Origin of the sequence: Rhizobium sp. RCC_161_2 (assembly GCF_041355235.1) — a bacterium.
In the GTDB taxonomy this organism is placed as follows: domain Bacteria; phylum Pseudomonadota; class Alphaproteobacteria; order Rhizobiales; family Rhizobiaceae; genus Rhizobium.
The window spans coordinates 95,972-109,306 of sequence record NZ_JBFUPL010000001.1 but is presented as its reverse complement, the minus strand read 5'-3'; the positions used below and the strand labels follow the sequence as shown (position 1 = coordinate 109,306).

At 60.8% G+C, this 13,335-nt stretch carries 12 protein-coding genes; 2 read left to right on the top strand and 10 right to left on the bottom strand.

Annotated elements, in window-relative coordinates; all coding sequences use genetic code 11:
* The first annotated feature begins 38 nt into the window (after positions 1-38).
* Both kdgD and AB6803_RS00465 read left to right on the top strand, forming a co-directional pair.
* Entirely contained in the window at positions 39-947 is a 909-nt protein-coding gene (gene kdgD / locus AB6803_RS00470) for a 5-dehydro-4-deoxyglucarate dehydratase (protein WP_371107012.1), read from the top strand.
* Positions 948-1,016: 69 nt separating this feature from the next.
* Positions 1,017-2,189, top strand: a complete 1,173-nt coding sequence (locus AB6803_RS00465; protein WP_371107011.1) for a lactonase family protein — start codon at positions 1,017-1,019, stop codon at positions 2,187-2,189.
* Positions 2,190-2,247: 58 nt separating this feature from the next.
* On the opposite strand, the gene AB6803_RS00460 is transcribed toward AB6803_RS00465, so the two are convergent.
* The 10 genes from AB6803_RS00460 to AB6803_RS00415 form a co-directional block, all read right to left on the bottom strand.
* Complete coding sequence (locus AB6803_RS00460) at positions 2,248-3,495, bottom strand: SfnB family sulfur acquisition oxidoreductase (RefSeq protein ID WP_371107010.1); 1,248 nt, start codon at positions 3,493-3,495, stop codon at positions 2,248-2,250.
* 29 nt (positions 3,496-3,524) lie between these two features.
* Positions 3,525-4,319: an ABC transporter ATP-binding protein gene (locus AB6803_RS00455; RefSeq protein ID WP_371107009.1), complete on the bottom strand. Its 795-nt coding sequence runs from the start codon at positions 4,317-4,319 to the stop codon at positions 3,525-3,527.
* Positions 4,320-4,409: 90 nt separating this feature from the next.
* Positions 4,410-5,744 (bottom strand): ABC transporter substrate-binding protein, encoded by a 1,335-nt coding sequence (locus AB6803_RS00450; RefSeq protein ID WP_037219665.1) that lies wholly within the window; start codon positions 5,742-5,744, stop codon positions 4,410-4,412.
* A gap of 86 nt (positions 5,745-5,830) precedes the next feature.
* Entirely contained in the window at positions 5,831-6,874 is a 1,044-nt protein-coding gene (locus AB6803_RS00445) for a branched-chain amino acid ABC transporter permease (RefSeq protein ID WP_371107008.1), read from the bottom strand.
* A 2-nt stretch (positions 6,875-6,876) separates the two neighbouring features.
* Complete coding sequence (locus tag AB6803_RS00440) at positions 6,877-7,773, bottom strand: branched-chain amino acid ABC transporter permease (RefSeq protein ID WP_371107007.1); 897 nt, start codon at positions 7,771-7,773, stop codon at positions 6,877-6,879.
* Positions 7,773-8,690: an ABC transporter ATP-binding protein gene (locus tag AB6803_RS00435; protein WP_371107006.1), complete on the bottom strand. Its 918-nt coding sequence runs from the start codon at positions 8,688-8,690 to the stop codon at positions 7,773-7,775. The genes AB6803_RS00440 and AB6803_RS00435 overlap by 1 nt, the downstream gene beginning before the upstream one ends.
* Positions 8,691-8,816: 126 nt before the next feature.
* Positions 8,817-9,926 (bottom strand): dimethylsulfone monooxygenase SfnG, encoded by a 1,110-nt coding sequence (sfnG, locus tag AB6803_RS00430; RefSeq protein ID WP_371107005.1) that lies wholly within the window; start codon positions 9,924-9,926, stop codon positions 8,817-8,819.
* 598 nt (positions 9,927-10,524) lie between these two features.
* Complete coding sequence (locus tag AB6803_RS00425; protein ID WP_371107004.1) at positions 10,525-11,604, bottom strand: ABC transporter ATP-binding protein; 1,080 nt, start codon at positions 11,602-11,604, stop codon at positions 10,525-10,527.
* Positions 11,601-12,401: an ABC transporter permease gene (locus AB6803_RS00420; RefSeq protein ID WP_371107003.1), complete on the bottom strand. Its 801-nt coding sequence runs from the start codon at positions 12,399-12,401 to the stop codon at positions 11,601-11,603. Before AB6803_RS00420 ends, AB6803_RS00425 begins: the two co-directional genes overlap by 4 nt.
* 1 nt (position 12,402) lies before the next feature.
* A complete protein-coding gene (locus AB6803_RS00415; RefSeq protein ID WP_371107002.1) occupies positions 12,403-13,275 on the bottom strand; it encodes an ABC transporter permease in 873 nt (290 codons plus the stop codon).
* Positions 13,276-13,335: the final 60 nt, after the last annotated feature.

Sequence of the window (13,335 nt, the reverse complement as noted above, 5' to 3'; positions counted from 1 at the left end):
GAACCATTGCCCATACCAATCGATAACAGGATTCCAAGATGAACCCGCTTGAACTGAAAAAGGCTGTCGGCAGCGGTCTGCTGTCCTTCCCCGTCACTCATTTTGACAACGACCTGAAGTTCGACGAGGCGAAGTATCGCCGCCACGTCGAATGGCTGTCCGGCTATGATGCAGCCGCGCTGTTCGCGGCTGGCGGCACCGGGGAGTTCTTCTCCCTCAATCCCGCCGAAGTCCCGCAGGTCGTCCAGGCTGCAAAGGCAGTCGCCGGCAACACGCCGATCATTTCGGGAACCGGCTACGGAACCGCGATTGCCGTCGAGATCGCCAAGGCAGCCGAGAAAGCAGGCGCTGACGGCCTGCTCCTCCTGCCGCCTTACCTGATGTTTGCGGAACAGGAAGGCCTGATCGCCCACGTCAAGGCGGTCTGCCAGTCCGTCGGCATCGGCGTCATCGTCTACAATCGCGACAATGCCGTCTTGAACGCCGACAGCATCGCGCGGCTCGCCGACGCATGCCCGAACCTCATCGGCTTCAAGGATGGTGTCGGCGACGTCGACAAAGTGATCGAGATCACCACCAAGCTCCAGGATCGTCTGGTCTATGTCGGCGGCATGCCGACGCATGAAGTCTATGCTCAGGCCTATTTCGCGGCCGGCGTCACGACCTATTCCTCCGCCGTCTTCAACTTCGTGCCGGCGCTTGCCCAGCGTTTCTATGGCGCGCTGCGGACCGGAGACCAGGCAACTGTCGACGAGATCCTCAAGGGCTTCTTCTTCCCGTTCGTTGCCCTGCGCAACCGGAAGAAGGGCTATGCGGTCTCGATCATCAAGGCTGGCCTGCGCGTGCTCGGACAGGATCCCGGTCCTGTGCGCCCGCCATTGACCGACCTGACGCCGGAGGAACTGGCAGCTCTCGCAAAGATCATCGAGACAGCCAAGGCTGCGTAAATCATAGTCGCGTAGAAAATGATCGTCGGCGAAGCCGGCGATCACCCTTTGGTAGGAGGAGGAACACTCGTGGTTAGGTTATCATCTGGAATTTTTGCCTCGGTCATTGCCGCCTCGGCAATACTCACGGCGACCGACGGCGCACTTGCCAGGACATTCGTCTATGTCTCTGCCGCGACCGACGGAAAGATCGACAGCTACAGCATGGATGAGAAGGCCGGCACACTGACGCCTGACTCGACATTCGACGCGGGCAAGATGGTCATGCCGATGACCGTCAGCCCCGACAAAAAGCATCTCTACGCCGTGGTCCGGACGCAGCCTTATCGGGTGCTGACGCTGGCGATCGACTCTGCCACCGGCAAGCTCACGCAAGAGGCAGTCGCAGCCCTGCCCGACAGCATGCCCTATGTGTCGACCGATCCATCCGGACGTCTGCTCTTTACCTCGTCCTATGGCGGCAACAAGATCGCCGTACTGCCGATCGGCGCCGATGGCCGCGTGACCGACGGCGCTCGCCAGATGATCCTGACCGGCCGCAACGCTCACTCGATCGTCAGCGACCCCTCCGGCAAATATGTCTTCGCCACCAATCTCGGCTCCGATGTCGTGCTTCAGTTCGTGCTCAATCCCGAGACCGGCATGCTGGAACCGAACACTCCGGCGCAGGTCGTCACCAAGCCGGGCTTCGGGCCTCGCCACATCATTTTCTCGCCGGACGGAAAATCGGTCTATATCCTCACCGAACTTACCGGCCATGTTGTCCACTATGCGCTCGACCCGGCCAAGGGGACGCTGAGCGAAGTCGAAAGCGTCGCTTCTGTTCCAGCCAATGCCGGCCTGTCTCCGGGCATTGCCCCGCCGGCCCCGCCGCCGTTCAATGCCACGACACCGGCTGCCGCACCTGTCGATGATGGCAAGCCGAAGGTCTGGGCGGCCGATATCGGCATTACCCCGAACGGCAAATTCCTCTATACGACCGAGCGAACCACCAGCAAGATCGCCCTCTTCCATGTCGCGGACGGGAGCGGAAACCTGCGCTATGTCACCAACTACGCGACAGAGAAGCAGCCACGCGGCATCCGCATCGATCCGTCGGGACGCTTTCTTGTCGCGACCGGTGAAAAATCCGACAAGATCGCCGTCTATGTCATCGATCAGGTCAACGGCGCGCTGACGCCGATCGACCGTTATCCGGTCGATGCCGGCGCGAACTGGGTCGAAATCGTCACCCTGCCCTGACGGCAGGCAATGATCCCGGCCACTCCGCCTCGCGATGAGGCGGAGTGGCCGTTCCGCATTAGCTCCAGGCGTGGAGCGGCGGTTTCTCGCCGTTCAGAAAGAATTTTCCAAGGATCGAATACTTCCACCGCACCGGATCGTGCAATGTGTGCGTGCGGGCATTGCGCCAATGGCGGTCGAGATTATGTTCGGCAAGCGTCGAGCGAGTGCCCGCCAGCTCGAACAGCTTGTTTGTGGCGGCAATCGCGATTTCGGTCGAGAGCACCTTGGCTTCCGCCGTCGCGATCTGCGCTTCGGCGACGGTATCGGCCGTCGGGTTCAGCACCGCCCGGTCGATTGCGTAGCCAGCCTTTTCCAGAAGCGCTTGCGCGGCATGCAGCCGCAGCGTCAGGTCGCCGACGGCCTGGATCGTATAGGGATCGTCCCAGGCGTTATCGACGCCGCTATCCACCCAGGCGCGGCTCTTGGTGCGGACAAAGGAGACCGTCTCATCGATAGCTGCCTGTGCGATGCCGGTGTCGACCGCAACCTGGATGATCTGGAAGATCGCTCCATCCGCGGTCGGCACCTCATACCCCTTATATCCCGGCACGAGATGCGTCTTCGGTACCTTGACGTTGTCGAGGAGCACGGTGCCGGACAGCGTCGTGCGCTGACCGAAGGAGGACCAGTCGTCGATGACGGTGAGGCCGGGCGTGTCGCGCTGCGCAATCGCGTACCAGGCCCGCCCCTCGTCATCCAGCGCCACGATCGGCACCAGATGGGCGAGCAGAGCACCGGAGGAATAGAACTTGCGCCCGTTGACGACGACATGATCGCCGGCGTCGGTGAAGCGTGTTTCGAAATCGACCGCCCGCTTTGAGCCGAACTCCGAGAAGGCATTGCCGAAGCGCGTACCCTTCAGAACTTCCGCAAAGAGCAGCTTCTGCTGCTCGGGATCCGATACGGTGCGGATCGCAGCCACCACGCCCAGATGGTTCTGGGCGATCTGGCCAATCGAAGAGTCTGCTGCCGATATGATCTCGATCACCTTGGCAAGCGTAGCATAGGAGACCTCCGGGCCGCCGAACGCCTTGGGCACATTGATGGACCAAAGGCCACTTTGCGAGAAGGCATCTAGCTCGGCAACCGGCCAGATCCGCTCGCGGTCGCGCTTGGCAGATTCCTTGACGAACTCGGCAGCAAGCTGCTTGGCGACGGCGATTGCCTCGGCATCATCCTTGATGACGTGGGCAGGTGCAGCCGGGCGGGGTATGGCCGGCACGGCCTGAACGGCGTTTTCTGTATTAACCTTTGAAAGCGTCATGCTGAATTCTCCTCGTTGAAGATGGACGGTCAGGCTGGTGGAAGGCTTGTTGGCGTGAGGACCGGCGTGGGAGTTGATTTCTGGCCGAGATAGAACGCCTTGACGTCGTCGCGCTGGCGCAGCTCGGCTGCCTCTCCGGAAAGCACGGCGACGCCGTTTTCGAGGACGGTCGCCCGGTCGGCATAGCGCAGCGCAATCGCAGAATTCTGCTCCGCGACTAGAATGGAGAGACCGGTCCTGGCATTCAGCCGCCGCAGCGTCTTGAAAATGTCCTGCACGACGATCGGAGCGAGCCCCATGGAAGGCTCGTCGAGGACCAGCAGTGCCGGACGCGACATCAGCGCGCGGCCGATCGCCGTCATCTGCTGTTCGCCGCCGGAGGTGAGACCCGCCAGAGCGCGGCGCTTTTCCTTCAGCCGGGGGAAAAGCGCGTAGATTTTCTCCAGATCGAAGGCGATCTCGGCGCGAGAACCGCTACGGCCGAGGCCGCCGGAAACGAGGTTCTCCTCGATGGTCAGATTGCGGAAGCAATGCCGGCCTTCCAGCACCTGCACCAGGCCGGCGCGCACCAGTTGGGCAGGCGTTGCCGTCGTGACATCCCGGCCTTCGTAACGGATGCTGCCGGCGGTGATTTCACCGCGTTCGGCCGGGAGCAGGTTCGAAATGGCTTTCAGCGTCGTGGTCTTGCCCGCACCATTGGCGCCGAGCAGGGCGAGGATCTCGCCGCGACGCAGCGTAAAGCTGACGCCGTGGAGCGCGGTGATCGCTCCATTATAGGTCGCCTTGATACTATCGACGCTCAAAAGGACGTCTTTTCCAGCCATGGTCCACCCGATCTTTGTGTGGTTTGCGGGGCAGCCGGGCAGCGACAAGGAACGGGAAAACCGCCCCTTGCCGACACCCGGCCACAGGGCTCAGTTGGTCACGGTCTGCGCGTCCTCGGACGTGCGCAACTTGATGCCCTTTTCCTTGGCATAGGCCTCGGAGGACTTTTCGATAATCGGCCGCAGCAACGCCCAGTCCGGCGCGATCCAGTCGGAGACGACATTCCACTTCTTGCCGTCCCACTGCTGGAAGGTCACGTAGCCGTTGCCCTCATGATTGTCCCAGGTGACGTTGATCGAGTGGAACAGACCCTTGGCGCCCAGCGCCTCGACACGGGCGGGATCAAGCTGCAGATGCTCGAAGCCCCAGCGAACCTCGTCTCCAGTCAGCGTGCGGTGTCCGAACTTGCCCTGAGCGATACGGATCGCCTCGACGTTCAGGATGCCGTTGACGATACCGAGATTGTGGTAGACCGAGCCGATACGCTTCTTGTCCTCGAGATTGCCCTTGCCGTTGTCATAGAGCGTCTTCACGATTTCCTGGACGATCGGATATTCCGTGCCGGAGGCCTGTGTCGTAATCGCGGTATATCCCTTGGCCGCATCGCCCGCCGGGATCACGTCTTCTTCCGAATTCGACCAGACATTGCCAATGATGTGATCGACGGGGAAGCCGGTCTTGGCAGCCGTCTTCAGGGCGACCGGGTTCATGACGCCCCAGCCGCGCAGCACCACGTAATCCGGCTTGGCGCGGCGGATCGTCAGCCATTGCGCCTGCTGCTCGTTGCCGGGATGCGGCACTTCGATCTGCTGCAGATCGAAGCCGTATTTCTGCGACAGCAGCTCGTAGATCGGGATGGTTTCCTTGCCGTAGGGCGAGCCGTGATAGAGCACGACGATCTTCTTGCCCTTCAGCTTGTCGACACCGCCGAGCTTCGAGGCGATGTAGTTCACGATGCCCGACGTCTCGCTATAGGGATTGAGGAGCAGCGGAAAGACATAGGGGAAGACGCGGCCGTCGGTGGAGTCCGTGCGGCCGTGGTTGATGGTGATCAGCGGCACCTTGTCCTGGGTGATGCGATCGATCATCGCATAGGCGATGCCGACGGAGAGCGGGTTCCAGGCGGCGATGTTTGGGTTGCTCTTCAGGCGCTCATAGGCCTCGACGCCGCGTTCCACCTCATATTGGGTTTCCGCTTCCGACCAGGTGAGCTTGACGCCGTTGACGCCGCCGTCACGCGTATTGATGAGGTTGAGATAGTCGATGAAACCGCCAAAGAAGCCGGTGCCGCCAGCCGCGTAAGGTCCGACGCGGTAGCTTTGCAGCGGGAAATATTGTTCGTCCGCATGCGCCGCCGGTATGGCGGCCGAGACGGCCAGGCCGGCCGCGAAGACAGCGGCTTTGAGTTTTGCAAGCATAGTCATGTCTGGATACACCCCCGGTGTTGTCCGGCTCGAAGACCGGATCTGGTTTAAATGAATGATGCGTTTGTTGGTCTTGAGAGCTTGACTCAGGCGGCTCTGCTGACCACAGAGCCGAGCCGCCTTCGGATCTTGCCCCAAAGCGAGGAAAGCCCGTCCGGTTCGAGGATCAGAAACAGGATGATGAGCGCGCCGAGCACGATGCGCTGGCTCATATCGAGCACACCGGAATCGAACAGGTCGCCAAGCAGGAAGGAGCCGAGGCGGGACAGGACGAGCGGGAAGACGACGATCAGCGCCGCACCGAAAAAGGCGCCCCTCGTCGAGGCAAGCCCGCCGATGATGATGATGAAGAGGATCTGGAATGACCGGTCGAGATTGAAGCCGGCAGGCTCCACGGTCCGCAGATAGGCGAAGGCCCAGAGAACGCCCGCGACAGCAATGATGAAGGACGAAATGGCAAAGGCCAGCAACTTGGTCTTCAGCACGGGCACGCCGATGATACGCGCCGCCGTCTCATTGTCGCGCACAGCGATGAAGTTGCGGCCGGTCTGCGATGTCGCCAGCCGGTGGGCAAGGAAGGTCAGCACCACGACGATCGTGAGCGAAAATAGATAACGGCCGACCGGGCCTGTGAACTCCACGCCCGCCAGCGTCAGCGGCGGTGCATCAATCACACCCGAGGCAGAGTCGTTGGAAAACCAGCTGAACTTGGTCAGCGCCCATTGCACGAAGAACTGTGCAGCCAGCGTCGAGACGGCAAGATAGAAGCCTTTCAACCGGAGGCTCGGCAGACCGAAGACGATACCGACAGTCGCCGCGCAGAGACCAGCCAGCAGAATGCTGACGATCAGCGGCAGACCGTCGACACGCAGATTGAAATTATAAGCAGCAAAAGCACCAACAGCCATGAAGGCGGCACTACCGAGCGAGACCTGGCCGGCATAGCCCGTGAGCAGGTTCAAGCCGACACCTGCCAGACTAAGCGCCAGGAACGGCACGAGGATCGCCTCATAGAGATAGGTCGAGCCGATAAACGGAATGACCAGATAGGCAATCGCGATCAGGGCTGCCGGCGTCAGCCAGCGATAGGATGGCTGCGTGGAGTGGAGATCGGCGGTGACGACGGCCATGGTCAGACCCTTTCCACGAGCTTTTGTCCGAAAAGACCGGACGGGCGGATGAGCAGGAAGGCGAGCGCCACGACATAGGCAAACCAGCTTTCAATGCCGCCGCCGAAATAGTCGCCGATATAGACTTCCGCGAGCTTCTCGGTCGCGCCGATCAGCAGGCCGCCGACGATCGCGCCCAGAATGGAATCGAAGCCGCCGAGCACAAGGACGGGAAGCGCTTTCAACACGACCAGTGACAGCGAGAACTGCACGCCGAGCCGCGCGCCCCACAGCAGGCCCGCGACCATCGCCACGATGCCTGCCGCCGCCCAGACAGTCGCCCAAATCCAGGGCAGTTTCAGCCCGACGGCAAGAGCTGCAAACTGATCGTCCGCGACGGCCCTGAATGCGAGACCGATCCGCGTATAGCGGAAGAAGATCGACAGCAGCGCCACCATTCCGGCGGCAACGGCAGCCGCGAAAATATCGAACTGGCTGACGAGCACGCCGCCAAAATCGAGAGGAAGATCTTCGATCCCGAGGTCAAGCCCGTGAACCTGCGTGCCCCAGATCAATTGCGCCGCGCCCTCGATGATATAGGAGAGCCCGAGCGTCGCCATGAACAGCGTAATCGGCGGTTTGTTGGTCAGCGGACGCAGCACGGTGCGTTCGATGGCGATGCCGATCAACACCATGACTACGAAGGTGATGGCGAAGGCCAATGCGAAGGGCACGCCGCGTTCGACAAGGCTGACGAAGGTCAGCGCCGCAAACAGCAGCATCGACCCTTGCGCGAAATTGAGCACGCCCGAGGTCTTGTAGATCAGCACGAAGCCGATCGCGACCAGCGAATACATGACGCCGGACAGCAGGCCGCCAACCAGCACCTCGATGAAAAACGACCAGTCGAAATCCGCCATCAGATGCCCTCCCCGTCTTCGTTTTCTGGCGCAACGCCGAGATAGGCATCGATGACGCGCTGGTCTGTGCGGATCTCGTCCGGCGTCCCGTCGGCGATCTTGCGGCCGTAATCGAGCACGGCGATCCGGTCGGAGAGCTGCATGATCACGCCGATATCGTGCTCGATGAGGATCACCGTCGTTTCATATTGATCGCGGGCAGCGCGGATGAAGTCCGCCATATCGTTCTTCTCCGTCGCCGTCATGCCCGCCATCGGCTCGTCCAGAAGCAGGATCTTCGGCTGAGCCACGAGGGCACGGGCAAGCTCGACGCGCTTTTGCAAGCCATAGGGCAGCGTGCCCGCCAACCGGTCGCCGACATGGTCGAGATGCAGGAATTCAAGGATGCGGTTTGCCCGCTCACGCGTATCCGCCTCTTCCCGGCGCGCGCGGGGGAGACCCAGAACCTGTTCGGCAAAGGTCGAGCGCACCCGATGCGCCAGACCGGCGACAACATTGTCGATGACGCTCAAGCCTTTGAACAAGGCCAGGTTTTGGAAGGTTCTGCTGACGCCGAGGGATGCCAGCCGTTCGGTCGGCACATGCCGATACGAAGTGGAGCCAATACGCACATGTCCCCGGTCGGAGCGATAGACACCGCTGATGACGTTGATCAGCGAACTCTTGCCGGCCCCGTTCGGCCCGATGATCGCGCGGATCTCGCTGGGCTTGATTGATAGATCAACGTCAACGAGAGCCGCAACACCACCGAACGAAAGATTGATCCCGTGCAATGCGAGGCCACTGGTATCCTCGGACGCGTTCAGCACACTCTTTTCGTCCAAGGACGATGAAGAACTGCGGCCGATCTGTTCGACAACATCCTGCGGCGAAGCGCCGGTTGGCGGCAGGTCGAAGGAATAACTTGCGGCGGGCATTCGCTGTCCTCCATACGGCTCTCGGGGGCCTCGCAAACGCGGCGCGCAGCTTCCCCGTTGTGTGGAGCGCTTCCGCTCCACACCCTAGTGATCGGTCTCTTGCGAGGAATGAGGGTCTGGCTGGCCTTATTCGGCCGCCACCGCCTGCACGCTAGCGGCTTCTTCGAGTTCACGAACCAGCGGGATCACATGCTTGCCGAAATATTCGACCTCTTCCTGGAAGTGCAGGAAGCCGAGCAGGATCAGGTCCGCTCCGGCCCGCTTCAGCTCGACGACCCGCTCCGCCACCTGTTGCGGCGTGCCGATAAGGTTTGAGCGGAATCCATCATTGTACTGAACGAGATCCTCGAAGGAGGATTTTGCCCAGTTGCCCTCGCCTTCCGGCGATGCCTTGCCGGCATTCTTCACCTCATGCCCGAAGGCCTTCACCGCTTCCGGATTGGCCTTCTCGATGATCTCGGCAAGAACGGCCTTGGCTTCCTCTTCCGTCTCACGGACGATCGCGAAAGCGTTGACGCCAACGCGGACGGAATGGCCGTTTTCCCTGGCCTTCGACTTGAGATCGTCAACCTGCTTGCGGATCTCGGCAGGCGTATTGCCGTTGGTGAAATACCAGTCGGAGACGCGCGCCGCCATGTCGCGGGCCGCCCGCGAAGAGCCGCCCTGGAAGATTTCCGGCTGCGGATCGATCGGCTTCGGCTTCAGCGAATACTCATTGAAGCGATAGAAGTCGCCGCGGAAGGTGAAGTTGTCTTCGGTCCAGATGCCGCGAAGCGCCCGGATGAATTCTTCCGACCGGCGATAGCGTTCGTCATGGTCAAGCCAGTGCTCGCCGATCGCCGCGAACTCGCCGCGGAACCAGCCGCTGACGATATTGACGGCGACACGCCCGTTGGTCAGGTGATTGATGGTCGCGATCTGCTTGGCCGCAAGGGCCGGGTTCCACGGTCCGGGAAGAAGCGCCGCGATGACTTTGAGTGTGGTCGTCGATTCCAGCAGCGCATGGCTGAAGGCAACCGATTCATGCTGGAATTCAGCGCCGTAGCCGGCCGTGAAGCGAATCTGGCTCAGGGCATATTCGAAACCGCTGGCTTCGGCAATCTGCGCAAGCTTTCTGTTATACTCGATCGTCCAGCTCGTGCGCTGCTCGATGTTCGAGATTACCAGGCCGCCCGAAACATTCGGCACCCAATAGGCGAATTTGAGCGCTTCGTTCGTGGTGTTGGACAATGTCATGTCGGTCTCTCTCCTCACATTATTCCAATACCCTATAGATTTAATGGTCTTTTGAAAGGCAAAGACGTCCTAATGTTGGGGGCGATCGAGATCGATCGAACGCTTTAAAGTCGGTTTCAGCGGAAGAATTTACTCGTCGAGGACACGTCGCAGCGTATGGTAATATACGAAAACGGCACATAACGCCTTCCTGGCGATACCGGAACGCTGCGTCCACACCGCTGGCTATGGAGCGATGACTGTCCGGGTTATGTGGCCTACTTTTCGACAATCCAGAGCTTATAATTAGCCCAAACGCTCCGGGCGACCTCTTCCTGTGTTGCCCATTCGGCGTCCGCATCATCAAGCAAGGTCAGAAACCCTCCTTGCTCCGCCTCAAGATCATCCGGTGAAAGATATCCCTGCTCACATTCTTCGCAATGGCCATAGATATCTCCCGTCTCGACATTCCGAAACAGGAAGAGGCGCCCTTGCCGGCATTGTGGGCATTGGCCGATATGGAATTCCGTGGACACGGGCGCAGACTAGCAGGATGTCGGGCATGAGACCATTACCGCATCTTCCCGCGAAAGACCCCGCCACACTTCAATCGCAACCGTCAGCAAAACACATGCGCGGCGTCCGGATCGAATTCGAGATGCACACAGTCGCCGCGGTTGAGGCCCGAAATTGCCTCGTGGCCGAACGGCAATCGCACCGACAGGGCTTCACCAGCCGCCGTTTGCGTTGCCACATGAACATTGTTGCCAAGGAAGGTGATATCGCTGACCGTTGCGCTAAAGCCGTCGCTCGTACCGCTTCCGCGTCCCAGCCGAATGCGTTCCGGCCGCAGCATCAGAGCCGCCTTGCCGGCGGCGGGTGCCTTGCCATGCACGGGGATCCGCTCAAACACCGTCTTGCCGCCGAGCGAGATCGTCGCCTGACCATTATTGGATGACAGGAGATCGCAAGAGATGAAGTCGCTATCGCCGATGAACTCGGCGACGAAGCGGGTGCGCGGATTGGCATAGAGTTCCGGCCCGGTGCCGATCTGGTCGATGATGCCCTTGGAGAAAACGGCGATGCGATCGGAAAGCCGCAACGCCTCCTCCTGGTCATGGGTGACGTAGAGGATCGTCACCTCGGTCTGCTGGTGGATACGTCGTATCTCGTGCTGGATTTCCTCGCGCAGCTTCTTGTCGAGCGCCGACAGCGGCTCGTCCATCAAAAGCACCGGCGGGTCGTAGGACAATGCCCTGGCAAGCGCGACGCGCTGCTGCTGGCCGCCCGACATCTGCGACGGTTTGCGATCCTCGAAGCCTTCGAGCCTGACGAGCCGCAGCATCTCCTTCACCTTGGCGTCGACCTCGGCCTTGGACTTGCGCCGTACCTTCAGGGGAAAGGCAATATTCTCGCCGACGGTCAGATGCGGAAACAGGGTATAGCGCTGGAAGACCATGCCGATGTTGCGCCTGTGCGACGGGGTCGACAGCAGGGTCTGCCCATCGAGCGTGATGTCGCCCTTGGTCGGATTTTCGAAGCCCGCCAATATGTAGAGCGTCGTGCTCTTGCCCGAGCCGGATGGCCCGAGAAAGGTCAGGAACTCGCCGCGCCGAACCTCCAGATTGACATCGTGCACGGCGACGACAGGACCGTACTCCTTGCGGATGCCTTTGATCTTCAGGAAGGGTTCGCTCATGATTTCAGTACCTTGCGTGCGATCGCGACAAGCGCCATCAACGTGATCGTCAAAAGAATGAGAAGGGACGAAGCGGCAGCCACGACCGGTGTCAGATCTTGCCGCAGCGTCGCCCACACCTTCACCGGCAGCGTCTGAAGCGTCGGGCTCGCCATGAAGATCGCCACCACCACCTCGTCCCAGGAGGTCAGGAACGAGAAGACCGCCGCCGAAAACAGCCCATGGCTGATCGCCGGCAGGGTTACCCTGATCTTCGCCTCAAGCGGGGAAGCGCCGCACAACACCGCCGCATCCTCGATGGATTTATCGAAGCCTTCGAGCGCATTGGAAATGGAGAGGATGGAAAAGGGCAGCGCCAGAACGAGATGGGAAATGACAAAGCCCGCCAAGGTGCCGCCGAGGCCGATCCGCAGGAAAAAGGCATAGAGCGCCACAGCGAGAACGACGACGGGCAGGATCATCGGCGTCAGGAAAAGCGCTTTCAGCGTATTGCGGAACAAGAATGTGCCGCGCACCAGCCCGAAGGATGTCACCAGCCCGAGCAATACGGACAGAACCGTGACGATCGATGCGATCTTAAAGCTTGTCCAGGCCGATGCCAGCCACTGCGGATCGGAGAAAAGCTCGCCATACCATTTCAGCGTCCAGCCGGGTGGCGGAAAGATCAGCCATTGCGACGACCCAAAGGACAGTGCCGCAATGAAGATGATCGGCAGCAGCAGGAAGGCTGCCGTCAGGAGGGTTATTGCCAGAAGTGCATATTTCCACCAGCCGAGACGGTCGAAATTGAGCAGCATGTCAGCGTCCTCCCGTGTTCTGCACGCCGAACAGCCGCAGTTGCACCGCATAGAGCGAAAGCGTGACGACCAGGAGAACAAGGGCCGCAGCCCCGCCCATGCCCCAATTGACGAGGGACTGCACGAACTGGGCGATCAGTTCCGCCAGCATCATGTTCGCCGTGCCGCCGAGAAGAGACGGGGTGACGTAGTAGCCAAGCGACATGACGAAAACCATTAGCGCGCCCGCCACCATGCCGGGTGCGGCCAAAGGCAGGAGAACACGGGTCAGGCACTGCCAGCGGCTCGCGCCGCAAAGTGCCGCCGCCTGCAGGATGGCCGGATCGATCTTGCGGATGACGCCGTAGAGCGGCAGGATGATGAAGGGCAGCATGATGTAGGTCATGCCGATGGTCACACCGGTCAGGTTGTTGACGAGCGCCAGCGGCTTGTCGATCAGCCCCGTTGCCACCAGCATCTTGTTGATCAGCCCGGTGCGCTGAAGCAGCACCATCCAGGCATAGGTCCGGGCGAGCAGATTGGTCCACATCGACAGAAGCAGGACCGCGAAAATCAATGAGGCCAGCCTTGATGGCATGATCGCCAGCGTCCAGGCGACGGGAAAGCCGATCAGCAGCGAGATGACGGTGACAAGGCCTGAGACGATGAAGGTATTGGCGAATATTTTGAGATAGGTCGACGAACCCAGCAGTTCGGCATAATTGCCTAAGCCCGGAGCCGGCTCCATCACGCTGCGCAGCAGAAGGGCGATGACCGGAACGACAAAGAAGATTGCAACGAAGATCAGCGCCGGCATGACTCCGCCGAAGCCATTGGGCCTAACCGCCCTCGACGCAGGCGCCGTCTCGCTGGCGACGTCAATATATGTCGACATGGCATTCCTTTCCCGCCTTAGGCGCAGATGAACGGCCGGCCCCTGCAGGCGCCGGACCCG

Bases quoted from the DNA above. Each gene is read 5' to 3' on its own strand.
- AB6803_RS00445 (WP_371107008.1), bottom strand. From the start codon at position 6,874: ATGGCCGTCGTCACCGCCGATCTCCACTCCACGCAGCCATCCTATCGC.
- AB6803_RS00440 (WP_371107007.1), bottom strand. From the start codon at position 7,773: ATGGCGGATTTCGACTGGTCGTTTTTCATCGAGGTGCTGGTTGGCGGC.
- kdgD (WP_371107012.1), top strand. From the start codon at position 39: ATGAACCCGCTTGAACTGAAAAAGGCTGTCGGCAGCGGTCTGCTGTCC.
- AB6803_RS00415 (WP_371107002.1), bottom strand. From the start codon at position 13,275: ATGTCGACATATATTGACGTCGCCAGCGAGACGGCGCCTGCGTCGAGG.
- AB6803_RS00425 (WP_371107004.1), bottom strand. From the start codon at position 11,604: ATGAGCGAACCCTTCCTGAAGATCAAAGGCATCCGCAAGGAGTACGGT.
- sfnG (WP_371107005.1), bottom strand. From the start codon at position 9,926: ATGACATTGTCCAACACCACGAACGAAGCGCTCAAATTCGCCTATTGG.
- AB6803_RS00420 (WP_371107003.1), bottom strand. From the start codon at position 12,401: ATGCTGCTCAATTTCGACCGTCTCGGCTGGTGGAAATATGCACTTCTG.
- AB6803_RS00455 (WP_371107009.1), bottom strand. From the start codon at position 4,319: ATGGCTGGAAAAGACGTCCTTTTGAGCGTCGATAGTATCAAGGCGACC.
- AB6803_RS00450 (WP_037219665.1), bottom strand. From the start codon at position 5,744: ATGACTATGCTTGCAAAACTCAAAGCCGCTGTCTTCGCGGCCGGCCTG.
- AB6803_RS00460 (WP_371107010.1), bottom strand. From the start codon at position 3,495: ATGACGCTTTCAAAGGTTAATACAGAAAACGCCGTTCAGGCCGTGCCG.
- AB6803_RS00435 (WP_371107006.1), bottom strand. From the start codon at position 8,690: ATGCCCGCCGCAAGTTATTCCTTCGACCTGCCGCCAACCGGCGCTTCG.